This is a genomic window from Pseudomonas sp. GW822-FHT04C11, from assembly GCF_058800905.1.
Map to the genome: position 1 here is coordinate 136,828 of NZ_JBXAMS010000011.1, position 15,393 is coordinate 152,220.

Below are 15,393 nucleotides of genomic sequence, written 5' to 3' on the forward strand. Positions count from 1 at the left end.
ATACACCTTGTGAGCGCATGGGCACGATCAAAGTGTTTATTCGTATCGCGAAACTTCTGCTACAGGCTACAACGCCTTGCGTCACGGCCTACACCTGCGCCAGAATCCGCCGGCTTGTGCGCTTTGGTCCCCGCCTCTATCGTTTCCGCGTCGCTGATTATCAGCGATCGGGTTTGGTAGCCCGGGTAAGGCGCACAGCTCCGGCATTTCCATTCAGTGACGTTTTTTTGTCGTCTGCTGTTTGTTATGGCGGCTGTGCGCAGGGCGCCTTCGGGTGCGCCGGTTTCCTTACCCGGTCTACCAACCTGCGTTCAGTCGCCACCCTAATGTTTGGTAGCAATAGGTTGCGACTCCACTTTAAGTAAGGAGATTCGCCATGTTCAAAGCCACGCCAAATCCCCCCGAAACCGATCCGGTTTCCCCCTACGCCTCCCTCAACTCAAAAGAACTCCACGCCGCCGCGCACCGTGCGCTCGATCACTACCTGGTGCTGCCCGAAACCAAGACATTGCTAGCCGACCGCCGTCCCGGCTGCATTTTTGTCATCGCCCCGGATGTCGACAGCGAAACCCTGCTGGCCCACGCCTGCGAGACCCTCGCCTCGGCCAATGTCATGTCCAGCGATCTGGCGTTCGAACTCGAAGGCCCCAAGCGCAATACCGCGCTGGCGATTCAGCAGATGATTTCGCTGGCCGAACTCGCCGTGAATCGCGCACTCGATCACCTCGACCCACCTGATTCGCTGCAATAACAAGCAACACCGGGTGGGCCCCTTGTGGCGAGGGAGCTTGCTCCCGCTGGGTTGCGAAGCGACCCTAAAATCAGTCACCGCGAGTATCCAGAGGGATCGCGATTACCGGATTACGACCGCTTCGCGGCCGAGCGGGAGCAAGCTCCCTCGCCACAGGTTCTCGGGCTTGTCTGCGCACAACACAAAACCCGCCACCTTTTCACAAGGCTGGCGGGTTTGTCGTTCCCCAGCCCCGTCCGTTTTAAACAACCGCGCGTTGCCCTTGATGCCCGTCACTGGCATCCTGCGCCTCCCTTTTCTGACCTGGCCTTATTGGCACCCTCCCCGTGACCTCATCTGACCACTCGAAAACTGTGCTTCGTTCCGACCTGATCTACGGCCTCAACGACCGCCCGCATTTCACCGCGACCCTCTTCGCCGCCCTGCAACACGTACTGGCGAGCTTCGTCGGGATCATCACACCGACCCTGATCATGGGCAGCGCCCTGGGCCTGCAAAGCGAAATCCCCTACCTGATCAGCATGGCGCTGTTCGTCTCGGGCCTGGGCACTTTCGTTCAGGCGCGGCGCTTCGGGCCGATCGGTTCCGGCCTGCTGTGCCTGCAAGGCACCAGTTTCTCGTTCATCAGCGTGATTCTCAGCGCCGGCTTCATGGTCAAGGCGCGAGGTGGCGGCACCGATGAAATCCTCTCGACGATTTTCGGCGTGTGCTTCTTTGCCGCGTTCATTGAAGTGGTGCTGAGCCAGTTCATTGGCAAGTTGCGAATGCTGATCACCCCGGTAGTCACCGGCACCATCATCACCCTGATGGGCTTGTCGCTGGTCAAGGTCGCCATGACCGACATCGCCGGCGGCTTTGGCGCGACGGATCTGGGCGCCGCAAGCCACCTGGCGCTGGCCGCATTGGTGCTGGGCACCATCGTTGTGCTGAATCGGGTCGATGTACCGTTCTTGCGTTTGGGCGCCATTGTCATTGGCCTGACCCTCGGTTACGTCGTCGCGTGGCTGATGGGCGATGTCGATTTCACCAACATGACTGCTGTGCCGCTGATGAGCGTGCCGGTGCCGTTCAAGTACGGCTTCAACTTCGATTGGGTGGCGTTCGTTCCGGTGGCGGTGATTTTCCTGGTCTCGCCGCTGGAAGCAGCCGGCGACCTGACCGCCAACTCGATGATTTCCCAGCAACCGGTCAAAGGCCCGATCTACATTCGGCGGATCAAGTCCGGCTTGCTCGCCGACGGTCTCAACTCGGCAATGGCCGCAGTCTTCAACAGCATGCCGATGGTGACCTTCGCGCAGAACAACGGGGTGATCCAACTGACCGGCGTGGCCAGCCGTTACGTTGCGTTCTTTATTGCCGGACTGCTGGTGTTGCTCGGGCTGTTCCCGATGATTGGCGCCGTGCTGCAACTGATGCCCAAACCGGTGCTGGGCGGCGCTGAACTGGTGATGTTCGGCACCGTGGCGGTGGCCGGGATCAAGATCCTCGCCGAGGCCGGCCTGCATCGACGCAACATGCTGATCGTCGCCATTTCGCTGGGCATGGGGCTGGGTGTTGCGGCCGTACCGGAAGTGTTGCGCGAATTGCCCAAGGCGTTGCACAACATCTTCGAGTCGCCGATCACCGTCGGCGCATTGTGCGCTATCGTGCTGAATATCTTCCTGCCCGAAGAATTCATCGAGCTGGAAGAAGACGATTTTGATCCGGAAGCTTCGATCCTCACGGTCATGGAGAACCCGGATGTCACGCCCCACGGCGAACCACTCAAGCCTTCCGTGGTCGCACAGGTGAACCGCTAACGCCGCTCGAGGGTCGAGCCGCCAGCGGTTCGACCCTTATCTTTACGAGAGCTCGTTCATGCGCAGATTCCTCGCCTTAAGCCTTTCCCTGCTATTGCTCAGCCTGAGCGCCTGCGCGCTGTTCCCCAATCGTGATCCGCTGAACATCAACGTGGTCGGCATTGAACCGCTGCAAAACCAGGACCTGGAAGTGCGCTTTGCGGTGAAACTGCGCCTGCAAAATCCCAACGAAACGCCCATTTATTACAACGGCGTGGCCCTGAGCCTCGAGGTCAACGGCCAACCCCTGGCCACTGGCGTGAGCGATCAAACGGGATCGATCCCGCGTTACTCCGAAGCGATCATCAGCGTCCCCGTGAGTATTTCGGCGTTCTCCGTGCTGCGCCAGACCCTTGGCCTGAGCCAGACACAATCGCTCAACAACCTGCCTTATGTATTACGCGGCAAACTGTCTGGCGGCGTGTCAGGCACCGTCCGTTTTGTCGACAAAGGCACACTCAACCTACCGGGCTCGACAGCCGGCATCTGGTAAATCAACGGCAGAACACGGCGCTTGTTACTAACAAACAGGGAAGTGGATTCAACCATGGAAAGATCCCCCACGCTGTACACCGAACGCTTGATCCTGCGGCCACTGGAACTGGCCGATGCCGAAGCGATTCAACAGCACTTCCCGCACTGGGAAGTGGTGCGCTACCTGAATGCCCTGGTCCCGTGGCCCTATCCAGCGGATGGCGCGTTGGCTTACCTGCGCGACATCGCCCTGCCGGCGATCGCCCGTGGCGAAGAATGGCATTGGTCGATTCGCTTGAAATCAGCGCCCGAGCAGTTGATCGGCAACGTCAGCCTGATGAACGAGCCGGACAACAACCGTGGCTTCTGGCTCAGTCCGCAGTGGCAAGGCCAGGGGTTGATGGCCGAAGCCAGTGCTGCAGTCACTCAATACTGGTTCGAGACCCTCGACCGCTCGCTTTTGCGGGTGCCCAAGGCCGCGCCCAACCTGGCGTCGCGGCGGCTTTCGGAGCGCACCGGAATGCGCTTGATTCACTGCGATGAAGGCGATTTTGTCGGTGGGCGTTTTCCCAGGGAGCTCTGGGAAATCACCCGCGAAGAGTGGCGGCGTCTCAGATAAACCGCACACCGGGTTTGGCCCGTTCATCCACGGTCAGCTCGAACACGTCCGGGCGCGCATAGTGCCCGACCACGTCGTAGTCGTAGCGCGCACGCACCAGTTCATCGGTGTCGATCTCGGCCGTGAGCAGCCCCGCACCGCCCAACAACGGCCCCGCCAGCACGTCGCCCATCGGGCCGATAATCAGACTGCCGCCGGCAATCAACGGGCGCTCGGCCGGCCAGTTGGCAATTTCCAACCCCAAGGCTTGGGGCGATTGCTGGACCTGGCAGGCGCTGACCACGAAACAGCGGCCTTCATGAGCGATGTGGCGCATGCTGACTTGCCACATTTCGCGTTCGTCGACCGTTGGCGCGCACCAGACTTCCACACCTTTGGCGTACATCGCCGTGCGCAGCAGCGGCATCATGTTTTCCCAGCACACCGCGGCGCCAATGCGCCCGACCTGGCTGTCGATCACCGGCAGTGTCGAGCCGTCGCCCTTGCCCCAGATCAACCGCTCGGTGCCGGTGGGCATCAGTTTACGGTGCTTGGCGACCAACCCGGCTTGCGGTTCAAAGAACAACGCGGTGCAGTACAAGGTGCTGCCTGAACGCTCGATCACCCCCAACACCAGATTCGCACCGGTGCGCGCAGACAATCCCGCCAAGGCTTCGGTTTCAGCGCCCGGCACATCAATGGCATTGGCGAAATAGCGCGCAAACGCCTCACGACCTTCCGGCAGTCGGTAACCCAACTGCGTGCCGAAGCCTTCGCCTTTGGGGTAACCGCCGAGCAACGCCTCAGGCATGACCACCAGCCCGGCGCCGGACTCGATGATCGCCTGTTCATAAGAAAGTATCTGTTCCAGGGTCTCGCCCTTGCCACCTGGCAACGAACCGATTTGCAGTGCAGCAACAAAGGATTTTGGCATCGCGGTAACTCCTGAGCAGTGAGGTATTGCTCATTCTCCGGCCACCGCCGATCATGAATAAAGCCCCGTTCACTGCTGAAAGATATGAGCCAAATGAATATCGCCGACATCGACCTCAACTTGCTCAAAGTCTTCGAAGCGCTGCACGACGAGTCCAGCGCCAGCCGCGCCGCGTTACGCCTGGGCGTCACGCAATCCGCGGTCAGTGCAGCATTGCGTCGGCTGCGTGATGTATACGCCGATCAACTGTTCGTACGCACCGGTCGCGGCCTGGCACCGACATTGCGCGCCAATCAATTGAAACCGGTCATCAGCGATGCGCTGAACAAATGCCGACAAAGCCTGGCAATGGTCGATCCGGCCGCCAGCCAGTACGAAGGTCGTTCGGTGATTGTCGGTTTATCGGATGATTTCGAGATTGCCTACGGTCGGCGATTGATCGAGGAAATCGCCCAGCGCGCGCCAAAGCTGCGGCTGATCTTTCGCCAGACCCACAGCCAGATCGTGGCTCAGGCCTTGATGGAGCGTAGCGTTGACCTGGCGATCACCGCCGGCGGTTTTGCCGAGCGCTTGCTCAGCCGTCAGGTGCTGGGTGAAGGCGGCTATCAGTGCCTGGTCGACCCCGACAGCCTGATCGACGGGCAACAGGAAATCACACTCGACGAGTTTGTCGCTCGCGAGCACATTCTGGTGTCGTCTGGAGGGTTTATCGGCATTACCGATGAGGGGTTGGCGGGGCTGGGATTGAGTCGGAGGGTGTGCGCATCAACCACGCATTTTGCTGCATTGCCGTTCCTGCTCAAGGGTAGCCAGGCCGTGGCGACGATCCCCGCCCATGCGGCGCAGAGCATCGCCGCAGTCAGCGGGTTGACAGTGCTGCCCTGCCCGCTGGCACTGCCGCGCTATCCGATTGAACTGGGCTGGCGGACCAACAGCCAGCTGGATCCGCTGTTGCTGAAGGTCCGCGAAGCAATCGTCGCCAGCTTCCTACAAACACCGCCCGTGTAGGAGCTGTCGCAGGTTCCTACTTGGCAGCCATCAAGCGATTGACTTCGCTGCGGACCATGTTCGCGTATTCCGGCGGTGACATGGCGTCCAGTTCGGAGCGCACCCACTCGGCCCATTTGCCTTTACGCTTGGAGCGCTCGCCGAACAAGCGTGCCGCTTCGCCTTTGGATTTACCTAGGTTGCTCTGCCAGAGATCGAACAGACGGGACTTTTCATCTTCAAGCGCAGCGCGCTCGGCAAGGGGCTTGTCGGCCAGATTGAAGCTCATGGGAGTTACCTGCTGCATAAAATTGGCAACATCTTACACTGTAGGTGGAAATCTCCGGAGGCAGATTTTCCATTGGCGTTGAGTTTCAGGGCAAAAAGCCTGCAACTTTTCCGCCGCGCCTACACTCCATTGATCACTGTCCCAAAACCAGCAAGGAGTCACCTGATGGCCCGAAAAACCCCGGTGCAAGCAAACGATGAGCAAATCAAGGATCAGGTCTTCAGCGAGCTGCAAGCGTTGATCGAAGAATCGGAGAAGCTGCTCAAAAGCAGTGCCTCGCTGGTCGGTGAGGAAGCTGAAAACCTGCGCGAACAAGTCGCGCTGAAACTGCGCCAGGCACGCGATTCCGTCTCCAGCGTACGTGAGCGGACCCGCCCGGTGGTCGAGGCGACCGAAACCTACATCGGCGGTCACCCTTGGCAAACCGTCGCAATCTCGGCCGGGTTCGGTCTGGTGGTGGGATTGCTGCTGGGGCGGCGCTGAACAAACATGCTCTAAAAGATCACAGCCTACGGTGCACGCAGCCCCTGTAGGAACTGCCGCAGGCTGCGATCTTGGCGATCCCGCATGCGTCGATGGGCTCGCCTTTCTACATCAATTACCCGCCAGTTCGTGCAATTGCGCCAGGGTCTGCGCATCGAGCGCTATACCTTCGGTTTGTGACTTGGCCCGCTCGCGGTGACGGCGGTCACCCGGCAAACGCCGCAGCCCCACAGCATGCATCTGCCTGACCAGTTCTTCACTGCGTTCGGCGAAGTTCTGCCCGGCGGCTTTGCTCGGGTCGATCACAATCAGTAACTGGCCGGTCCACGGGGTTTTTGCCCCAGGATGATTCGACCAGTCGAACTCGAACGAGAAGTTGCCACCGGTCAACGCCGCCGCCAGCAGTTCGACCATCATCGACAACGCCGACCCCTTGTGCCCGCCAAACGGCAGCAATGCGCCGCCCTCCAGGATGGCTTTCGGGTCCTGCGTTGGCTGGCCCAGGCTGTCGACACCCATGCCGGGTGGCAGACGCTCGCCCTTGCGCGCAGCGATCTGCACGTCGCCATGGGCGATGGCGCTGGTGGCCAGGTCGAACACGATCGGGTCTGCACCCGCACGGGGTGCCGCGAACGCAATCGGGTTGGTGCCAAACAGCGGGCGATCAGCACCGTGCGGCACCACGCAGGTCATGCTGTTGACCACGCTCAGCGCCACCAGACCTTCATAGGCAAAGGGTTCGACGTCTGGCCAAAGTGCAGCGAAATGATGGGAATTGCGGATCGCCATGACCGCGATGCCGGCGCTGCGGGCTTTCGCCACCAACAGTTCGCGGCCTGCAGCCAACGCCGGTTGGGCGAAGCCGTTGCCGGCATCCACCCGGACAAAACCCGAGGCCACATCCTCGACCACTGGAACGGCCTTGCCATTGACCCAACCGCTGTTCAGCGTCGAGACATAGCCGGGCATCCGGAACACGCCATGGCTGTGGGCACCATCGCGTTCGGCGCCCGCACAGTTTTGCGCCAGCACCCGGGCAACCTCGGGGCTTGTGCCATGCCTTAGAAATATCGATTCCAGTAGGCCAACCAACTCTTCGTACGACAAGTGTTGCGAGACTGCATTGACGGCATGATCGTGTGGCACAGACATCTGAAGCTCCAGGTTTTTTATTGGAGGGGGCAACAGCGTACGGGGACCTTACAGGCTGATTAAACACCGTTTTGCGAGCCCTCTGTCAACCTTCGTCGTTCAACGACGCCGAGACCTGCAACGGGCCTGATCATCAACGACGCAGGCGCCGCGCATGCACTAACTATCTACCACCGTTTGACACTGCCACGACTCTAGCCTTGGGCTTTCTTCCTGCGACGTAGAACCGTCGCTTCAGCTGAGGCAAAAACAATGACTGACGATTCGTTACCGCTCTTTTTTCCTGAAGCATTACGCGACACCCGAATATTGAGCCCACGCATCAGGGCCATGGGTTTCACACTCGCGGACCTGTCCTGGCTGCGTACCGTTGAACTGGCGACCCACGCGCTTCGTTCGGCGCAAACATCGCCAATGACCGTCGAGAACATCATGCTGAAGGCCGCTGGGTCAGACGCCGAGCCCCTTGCGGGCAGCTTCGTGATGCATCCGGTGCCCAACGGCACACAGGCCATCCTCTACACACCCTATGGCGGGCTGCAAAAGTTCGATGACCGGCAAGCATTGTTGAAGGCGCTGGACGACAAACTGAAAAATGCTGCAGAGCGCAAGGACCTGTTGTGCTTTCTCCCCATCTCCCAACGCAATGCGCCAGGTACCAACGACGCACTCACATTGACAGGTCAAGTCATCGACGGTCTGGTATTCGAAGAACAAACCCGCATTCTGAAACAGAGCCATCGTAAAAATGTCGAGCTCATGCTCCAGGAGCTGAGCGCAATACCGACACTGACGGACATGCTCAATCAATTGCTCAACAACGCGCTGCGCAAGTCCTTTCCCAAGCTCGATCAAAGCGCCACCCATGTCAGCTTTTTCGTTGAAAGTCGGGCCGCTGGAGCGACGAACACTACCCTCGCTCGACACCAGGTGGACTCCATGCCCCTGAGTGATGCGCTACTGCGTTTTTACCTGCATCAGACATGGCCTTCGGGACAGGTTCGCGAGTTCACCAATCCTCTACAACCCTCTTCCCCCGTTAACCCGGTACATCAGTATCAGTGGGAGCAGGCCACAAAGGAGCTCGCAGCGAGTTTGATGCCCATGCTGGCAAGTCTGCTGCAGGTCTATTGGGCAACAGACGTGCATACAGGTGTTTCTCGCCGGGACTTCTTTGCTCAAGCCATGAGCGACAAAGCCCGAACGGATCTGTTGTTGAAGCGCCAGAGCGCAATCATCAGCCCTGAGCAAAGCCTGGCATTAACCGCACTCCTCGACCGCGAAAGCGCTATACGCAACAACGCTGCCAGCGACCTGAAACCGGAAAAAATCCGCATCTGGGAACACCGCGAGCATTTCGTCGAACTTGCTGGCGCCATGATGCTGAACAGCGACTCCACGGCTTATCTGTATACCCAGTCCAATGGCTTGCAGGTCCTGAAAGATTACGCAGACCTGAAAGCGATCATACAAACCATGGTCACGTCGGCCGGACACGACGACGAGCTATACAGCTTGCTGACTCGGCAACAGCGTGAAGTGTTTCTGGGCTTCGACAAGCCTGAGGTGTCGGGAGTACCGATGTTCGGTCCGGTCTTTCACGACATGCTCGACGACATCATCGCCAAGCAACAACACAGCATCACCGATGCACTGGACACCTGCCGACACAGTGATGGTGCCATCGATGTCCAGGCCTTGTTCGACCGTGCGCTGGATGTGCGTGGCATGCTCGACAATCAGCTGCTGGCAACAGCAATCACGGAGCGCTGGAGCACGCGCCCGCTGATTTCCGGCGACAATCGCCCTTCGGCCGTATTGGCTGACAAGGCCGCCCTGTCGCTAAAAACAATACACAGCGTTCAATCCTCCCTTGAGGTGAAAACAGCCGCTCAACCTTCGGGAAGTGTTGAACAACAAGGCACTTTTCTGGAGACCATCAAGACCGATCTCGCCCATGCAATGTCGGTGGGAATCCGCGGTGAAGCCGCACTTCGTGTGAGCACCAAGACGCTCCATGCGGACGAAAAGGCCATCATCGATACCGTGCTCAACCCCGACAAACCGACCCGAAAGCAAAGGCAAGCGCTGCACGGGTTTCGGCCAGATGCCTGGTCGTTGACGCTTGAGTGCTCGAACGAGCCGGATCTGCTGCCGCTGGCCAACTGCTTTTTGCTGACCGCGCGTGGCGGGCTTGACCCGTCACACTCCGGTCGGGCGATCCTGTGGACGCCCGGGCGCGGGCTCGAAACCTTCAGCTCCGTCACCAGTGTCAAGGTCGAGCTGGGCAGGCGCCTGCTGGATGACGAGCAACGAATGCTGCTCCTGGAAAATATCCCTCGCACGCAATATCGCCCACACCGAACCTACACGCTTGGGCCGTTTCGATTGATTGAAAGAAATATGCTTCAGGAGTGTCAACAGTCGGCCATCAAACAGTATCTGGACGCCCGAAGGCATACCCATTCACTTGAGTTGCCGAGTTCGGTGGTACGGGCTGATTTTGAGCAACACAAACAGACTCCTACCCCACTCAACCTTCAGCGCGCTATGCAGATTGCCGAGGGGATCGTTACGCAACAATCACTTCCCGTCTGGCTCGGGGCGGCGCCCGAGAGTGATGTGCTGCGACACGTGGAAATACTGGAGCAATTACGCCACAGCATAGAGAGCGGCAAAGACTACCTGCATGATGTCAAGCCGCTGACGGACTATGCCCGCGAACAACTGAAAGCGCTAATGACCAGGCAATTTCCGGGAGCCAGTCTCGATCCGGATCAACTGTGGGTGACGCCCAATCTGGCGCTGGCCGGTCCTGCGCGAACATTGACCGATTTTGCGCTGAGCCCTACCAATGCATTGCAAAACACCGGGTTCAGCATTGCCTCGAAAATCGCCCAGACGCTCCCGACGGCCCTTGATGCCAGCGCAGTCAAAAGGTTTTTGCTGCACAGCTGGACATCAAGGCGACCTATCGTCAATTTCTTTCGGAGACATTGGCGAGCGACGCGCCAGGTGTCGCGACCCGACTGCTTCGATTCATCAAGCAGCTGCCCTGGCAACTGCTGTTGCATGCCCACACGCTGAAGCTTCAGGGAAAACTTTCCGAACGCGGCTTCGGCTTGGTTCAGCAAGTTCTGGACATGCCGGATGCCCTGGCACGCGCAGCGGTAACGGGCGCCACCGCAATCGTGCGCCCCTTGGAGCTGATCGCGACCGAAGGCGCCGCGGCCGTCAAGACACTAGGGCTCTACCTGATAGGAGAGCCCGCTGCCGGACCACAAATTCTGTACGCGCCATACGACAAGCATCTGGGGATCACCGAGTATGAAAACGAAGCCAGCGTCCTGAGCGCAATCAACCTTCCGGGAGCTTTGCAGGATCTGTTGATCAGACGCCTGCCGGACCCGTATCAGGCGACCTACAAAAATTTGCTGGCCGGCAGCGGCACATCTGATATCCGACTCGCGTCCAGTCCTATCGAAGGAAATCTGTTGCATCAACTGTTTATCGATAACAAAACGCTGCTGTCACACATGCTCGACAGTCAATCGCAACCTGCCGGGCAGTCCGACTGGGAGGCGCTCAAGGCATTGTTTAGCAAAGGCCTCAGGTACGGCATAGAGTTTCTGCCAGGCAAACTGGCGCTCCCGCGCCTTCTATGGGAAAGCTATACGTCATTCAAACAGTCGGCCGAGGCCCTACAGGACCATCATTGGAGGACTGCGCTCAAGACCTTTATCAACGGGGTGTCACAAATGGCGACACTGGGCCAGTTGTTGCATCAACCTGGCGCTTCGACCGTTGAGCCGGTTGTGCACAACGGACCTGTCGTCGAAAAGCCTTTCGTTGCCACCGAGATTGCCAAGGTCGATCTCACCTCTCCTTCTCGCACTGTGCTGCAATCCTTTGAAGCCAGCGCCATCGAGTTGAAAAAAACGGGTACCAAGGCTGTCGACGGCACTTACCGTGACTCGACAACCAGACGCAAGTACGCCCCGGTCGACGGCAAGGTGTATCAAATCGAAAAGTTTGGTGTGGCGACTCGCATCGTCGATGATCAACGCCAGGGCCCGTATCTGCAGAACAGGGGAACGCAGTGGGTGCTGGATCCCGACCTGCATAGCGTTCATTTCGGTAAAGCCATGTCACGACTGCACAACAAGTACCAGTCTGACCTTGATGCGCGAAAGCAGATAAGCATTGAGGCCCAGGGCATGGAGGCCATCAGACAGCTCTACCCGGAAAGGGCCCGGATGATTGTCCAGTCGCTGGATCTGGCACGGTTCTACGCATTTAACAGCCTGCATAATCTGGCTCAATTGAAAGTGGCCACATCCGGAACACGACTGGATGGTTTTCTCAAAGCGTTCTTTGATGTGCCGACGATCGATAGAGCCATTCTGGATAAAATCAAGGCAACCATCGTTCCGCTGTGCAAAGCACTGGTAGATCCGACACTGGACAGGCTCGACAGCAAGCGTTTTGTCGTCGGTTCAAACCGTTATCCCGAAGACGGCTTGATTGCCTTCGTACTCGACGATGACCAGCAACAGAAAGTGCACTTTACAGAGAAGTTCTTCGATCAAAATCTACACCACTACAACCATGTGCTGACAGAGCCCTTTGATGTCGTTGCCCATGCGCAGGCGGCAACGCTTATCCATGAGTTCTCGCACCTGTTTTCAAGTACGCTGGATATCGCGTACCTGGAAGCGAGAAGACCCTTCAGCGACCTGATCTCGACGATCACCACTCAAGCCAGCCAGTTGAAACAGGATCAAGAGCAATTTCAGCGCGAGGCATTGTCGATGCACACCCCCGTCGATGAATTGTTCGCCTTCTGGAACAGCACGCAGAAAACCTGGCAGGACCTCGATGACATTCCTGCCGCCAAGCATCTGAGTGACCAGATCAAGACCATCACCGGCACCAGCAATCTGAGCGAAGCCCGCCGAGTGTTTCGCGACCGGGCTTCAGCGGATCGGCGGATCGACACCATCCTTCGCAATGCCGATTCTGTCGCACGTCTGGTCTGTGAAATGGGACGTCAACTCGACCCGGTACCTTTGGCCGAAAATTGATGCCCGTGAATCAAACGTGAAGGGTAATGCTCGCGGACACGGCCACCGGCACGCTTCGCGTTGGCGGCATTTACAACATCAGCGAGCTGAAAACACTGAAGGCCGCAACCCTGATGAGGGTCGCGGCCTTCATTTGGCCTGACTGCACGTGAATGTGCCTTGCCGAGTAACGAGTCAACATGAAAAAAGTTTAATGGTTCAGACCCCGACAAAACAGCACATCTCACCTTGCACTGACGTGGTTCCGACAAATTTTCTACATCCGAGCCCTCATGATTTGCGCAGCTCATTCGTCATTAATCAATGAGAGCACCCATCACTTTTTTACTGATCAAGCTCTGAAAAGGAGTTTTTGCATGTACAACTCGCAACTGCCAACGGATGGCACCCCTGCGGCAAACGGTTCGCTGAACCTGGACGCTCGCGCGCTCACCAAAAACGCTGAACGCCACAACAACGAGCGCATCAGGCAGCTGCTCAAAAGCTTTGGCCTGCGAACCAGCCTGATTCGCCTGAAAGTGATCGACGCGCTACTGACCGCCGCCGAAAACGATCGTCCGCAGGGAGTACGCGGGGTGCACAGCCACTTGCTGGACCTGGGTATTCCCCTGTCCTTTCTCAGCGTTCGCGAAGTGTTGAAGCGACTGTGCAGCGAAGGCCTGATTGTCTTGAACGAAGACAAGAGCTACAGCCTGCATCCGCAAGCCGCAGCCGTGCTCTACGGCAATCAATAACGCATTACCGCGTCGCTTAAGGTTTGACCTTGCGACGCATCACCCCATTGATCACCACGACGATCACCGCAACGCCAATAGCGATGTACTGGAACAGCTTCTCGCTGATCATTCCGGCGTTCTGCATGTACGACAGACCAAGCATGATCCCCAATACGACAAGGGAGATCAGAATCGAATATTTCAAACGTTGCGACTGGGTCATTGCGGGTTCCTGAACCTGAAGATATGTATCCGGTTTGTATCGTGATGCATGCCAAGCCCATACGCTTCTTCGGGGATGAGCAGCTGCAAGCGGGGTCTCATGTTACAGCCCATGAAGCATTTTGGCTGCATGCGGTTCAAACGATGAGGATTGAGAAATGTACCGTCGAATCACACTGCTGATTCCCCTGCTGATTATCCTGACCATGAGCGGTTGTGTATGTTTCCCATGCGGAGGTGGCTGGCATGGCGACCACCGCTATCACCATGATGGCTACTACCGTCGTTGACCTTTATTAAGCAGGGGCAACTTGCATCATTAAGTTCCCCCTGTTCTAAACAATTGACAGCGTTTGAGAACACCACGAAAAAAGCCCGCCTCCCCGCGGGCTTTTTCGTACAAGGGTATTACACTTTGGCCTGCAAGATAATACCTGATACATGCATCAGCACATTCACCTGACATTCCCGCCAGAAATAACGCGACAACTATTACTACCAGCAAAACAATAATTTGGCTTGGCTTATTACTATTCCAGACTACTCTCACCCCTATCGCGATACTTCTATATAAATAAGCACTACACCCTGGAATTTTATGCTCAAGCCCATTATAAAAATCGGATCCTTTCGAGCGCTAGGTTTTTGCCTGGCGATTACAGCTTTTGAGTTACTGACCTACTTGGCCAGCGACATGATAATGCCTGCCATGTTGACAGTAACCGATGACTTGAACGCCAGTACTCGGCATATTCCATCGGCCTTCAATCTCTACTTGCTGGGGGGTGTTCTTCTGCAATGGCTGATTGGCCCGCTCGCGGATTGTTTTGGACGCCGAAAAGTTCTCTTGGTCGGCTGTGCAGTCTTTGCCATGACCTGCGTCATGACCCTCTGGGTGCAGAGTATTTTTGCATTCAACCTGCTGCGCCTGCTTCAGGGCATGGGCTTGGGGTTTGTCATCGCCGTCAGTTACCCCGCGCTGCAGGAGGTGTTCTGTGAAACCGACGCAGTCCGAATCATGGCCTTGCTGGGTAATGTTGCCCTGCTCTCCCCGCTCCTTGGCCCCCTGCTCGGGAGCCTGATACTGAAATGGATTTCCTGGCGTGAGCTGTTTCTCATGTTCGGCGTCCTTGGCATCGTCGTGTGGTTGGCGCTCTATTGGGTGATGCCGGAAACCATAGGCGTACTACGTCACGACGGTAACCGGTTAAACCCCACGCCATTCAAGCTGCGTGCGATAGCTCATCGATATATCGCCCTTCTCGGGAACCTCAGATTTATTTGCGCCAGTACTGCGCTCGGGCTGATGAGTTTGCCGCTGATCGCCTGGATCGGCCTGTCCCCATTGCTGTTGATTCAGGGGCAAGGGTTATCGGTTCTTGAGTACGGCCTGTGGCAGATCCCGGTCTTCGCCGCCGTCATCATCGGCAATCTGATACTGAACCTGATTATTTCCAGGACTCGCCTTGAAGGCTTGATTCAATGGGCGCTCTGGCCATTCTGCGCGGGCCTTGTGGCGCTCATCATTGCCAGCCGGTTTGCCCCTTCGATCCCGGTTCTCGTCGGTGGCCTGATGCTTTACAGCATTGGTCTTGGGATGAGCAACGCCGCGCTGTACCGCGCGGCGCTGTTTACCAGTGACGACAGCAAAGGATTGGTCTCGGCCATGTTGGGGATGATCTCCATCGCACTCATGGCCGGCGCAGGCTCGCTGATCGCAACGCTGGGGGCTGGCGAAGATCCGCGTTACTTCGCCCTGACAGTCGGTATCGCCGGGCTTCTGGCACTGGTGCCATTGCGCTGGGTTCTGCTGCCGGCCGCACCGGTGCCGACGCACTCTCTATAACTCAATCAAAAAAGGATTT

The 15,393-nt window shown here is 57.7% G+C and carries 15 protein-coding genes; 11 read left to right on the plus strand and 4 right to left on the minus strand.

Annotation, left to right across the window (positions count from 1 at the left end):
• The first annotated feature begins 376 nt into the window (after positions 1 to 376).
• From AC1RJ3_RS18965 to AC1RJ3_RS18980, 4 genes are all read left to right on the plus strand, one after another.
• Positions 377 to 751: a DUF6124 family protein gene (locus AC1RJ3_RS18965; RefSeq protein WP_493079877.1), complete on the plus strand. Its 375-nt coding sequence runs from the start codon at positions 377 to 379 to the stop codon at positions 749 to 751.
• A 326-nt stretch (positions 752 to 1,077) separates the two neighbouring features.
• A complete protein-coding gene (locus tag AC1RJ3_RS18970; protein WP_493079879.1) occupies positions 1,078 to 2,550 on the plus strand; it encodes a nucleobase:cation symporter-2 family protein in 1,473 nt (490 codons plus the stop codon).
• A 58-nt stretch (positions 2,551 to 2,608) separates the two neighbouring features.
• Positions 2,609 to 3,082 carry an LEA/WHy family protein gene (locus AC1RJ3_RS18975; protein WP_103314515.1) on the plus strand — a complete coding sequence of 158 codons (474 nt, stop codon included), beginning with the start codon at positions 2,609 to 2,611 and terminating at the stop codon, positions 3,080 to 3,082.
• Between the two features lie 54 nt (positions 3,083 to 3,136).
• A complete protein-coding gene (locus AC1RJ3_RS18980; protein WP_493079882.1) occupies positions 3,137 to 3,682 on the plus strand; it encodes a GNAT family N-acetyltransferase in 546 nt (181 codons plus the stop codon).
• On the opposite strand, the gene AC1RJ3_RS18985 is transcribed toward AC1RJ3_RS18980, so the two are convergent.
• Positions 3,675 to 4,595, minus strand: a complete 921-nt coding sequence (locus AC1RJ3_RS18985) for a carbon-nitrogen hydrolase family protein (RefSeq protein ID WP_493079884.1) — start codon at positions 4,593 to 4,595, stop codon at positions 3,675 to 3,677. The genes AC1RJ3_RS18980 and AC1RJ3_RS18985 overlap by 8 nt on opposite strands.
• An 84-nt stretch (positions 4,596 to 4,679) precedes the next feature.
• Here AC1RJ3_RS18985 and AC1RJ3_RS18990 point away from each other — a divergent pair, with 84 nt between their 5' ends.
• Complete coding sequence (locus AC1RJ3_RS18990) at positions 4,680 to 5,603, plus strand: LysR family transcriptional regulator (RefSeq protein ID WP_493079886.1); 924 nt, start codon at positions 4,680 to 4,682, stop codon at positions 5,601 to 5,603.
• Between the two features lie 16 nt (positions 5,604 to 5,619).
• Here AC1RJ3_RS18990 and AC1RJ3_RS18995 read toward each other — a convergent pair whose 3' ends face one another.
• Positions 5,620 to 5,871, minus strand: a complete 252-nt coding sequence (locus AC1RJ3_RS18995; protein ID WP_019690567.1) for a hypothetical protein — start codon at positions 5,869 to 5,871, stop codon at positions 5,620 to 5,622.
• A gap of 165 nt (positions 5,872 to 6,036) precedes the next feature.
• Between AC1RJ3_RS18995 and AC1RJ3_RS19000 the strand changes: the two genes are divergently transcribed.
• Positions 6,037 to 6,354, plus strand: coding sequence for an ElaB/YgaM/YqjD family protein (locus tag AC1RJ3_RS19000; RefSeq protein WP_347929938.1), 318 nt, complete (start codon positions 6,037 to 6,039; stop codon positions 6,352 to 6,354).
• A gap of 111 nt (positions 6,355 to 6,465) precedes the next feature.
• Here AC1RJ3_RS19000 and AC1RJ3_RS19005 read toward each other — a convergent pair whose 3' ends face one another.
• Complete coding sequence (locus AC1RJ3_RS19005; protein WP_054597185.1) at positions 6,466 to 7,506, minus strand: Ldh family oxidoreductase; 1,041 nt, start codon at positions 7,504 to 7,506, stop codon at positions 6,466 to 6,468.
• A 252-nt stretch (positions 7,507 to 7,758) separates the two neighbouring features.
• On the opposite strand from AC1RJ3_RS19005, the gene AC1RJ3_RS19010 reads away from it, so the two are divergent.
• The 3 genes from AC1RJ3_RS19010 (at position 7,759) to AC1RJ3_RS19020 (ending at position 13,324) form a co-directional block, all read left to right on the plus strand.
• Complete coding sequence (locus AC1RJ3_RS19010; RefSeq protein ID WP_493079889.1) at positions 7,759 to 10,593, plus strand: hypothetical protein; 2,835 nt, start codon at positions 7,759 to 7,761, stop codon at positions 10,591 to 10,593.
• Complete coding sequence (locus AC1RJ3_RS19015; RefSeq protein ID WP_493079891.1) at positions 10,503 to 12,590, plus strand: dermonecrotic toxin domain-containing protein; 2,088 nt, start codon at positions 10,503 to 10,505, stop codon at positions 12,588 to 12,590. Before AC1RJ3_RS19010 ends, AC1RJ3_RS19015 begins: the two co-directional genes overlap by 91 nt.
• Positions 12,591 to 12,946: 356 nt before the next feature.
• On the plus strand, positions 12,947 to 13,324 hold the full coding sequence (locus tag AC1RJ3_RS19020) for a fe2+ zn2+ uptake regulation protein (protein ID WP_103314509.1): 378 nt from the start codon (positions 12,947 to 12,949) through the stop codon (positions 13,322 to 13,324).
• A 16-nt stretch (positions 13,325 to 13,340) separates the two neighbouring features.
• Here the strand turns inward: AC1RJ3_RS19020 and AC1RJ3_RS19025 are convergent, their stop codons facing one another.
• A complete protein-coding gene (locus tag AC1RJ3_RS19025; protein WP_019690573.1) occupies positions 13,341 to 13,529 on the minus strand; it encodes a hypothetical protein in 189 nt (62 codons plus the stop codon).
• Positions 13,530 to 13,686: 157 nt separating this feature from the next.
• On the opposite strand from AC1RJ3_RS19025, the gene AC1RJ3_RS19030 reads away from it, so the two are divergent.
• Positions 13,687 to 13,818, plus strand: a complete 132-nt coding sequence (locus tag AC1RJ3_RS19030) for a hypothetical protein (RefSeq protein WP_256583727.1) — start codon at positions 13,687 to 13,689, stop codon at positions 13,816 to 13,818.
• Between the two features lie 308 nt (positions 13,819 to 14,126).
• Positions 14,127 to 15,374, plus strand: coding sequence for an MFS transporter (locus tag AC1RJ3_RS19035; protein ID WP_493079894.1), 1,248 nt, complete (start codon positions 14,127 to 14,129; stop codon positions 15,372 to 15,374).
• Positions 15,375 to 15,393 lie beyond the last annotated feature (19 nt).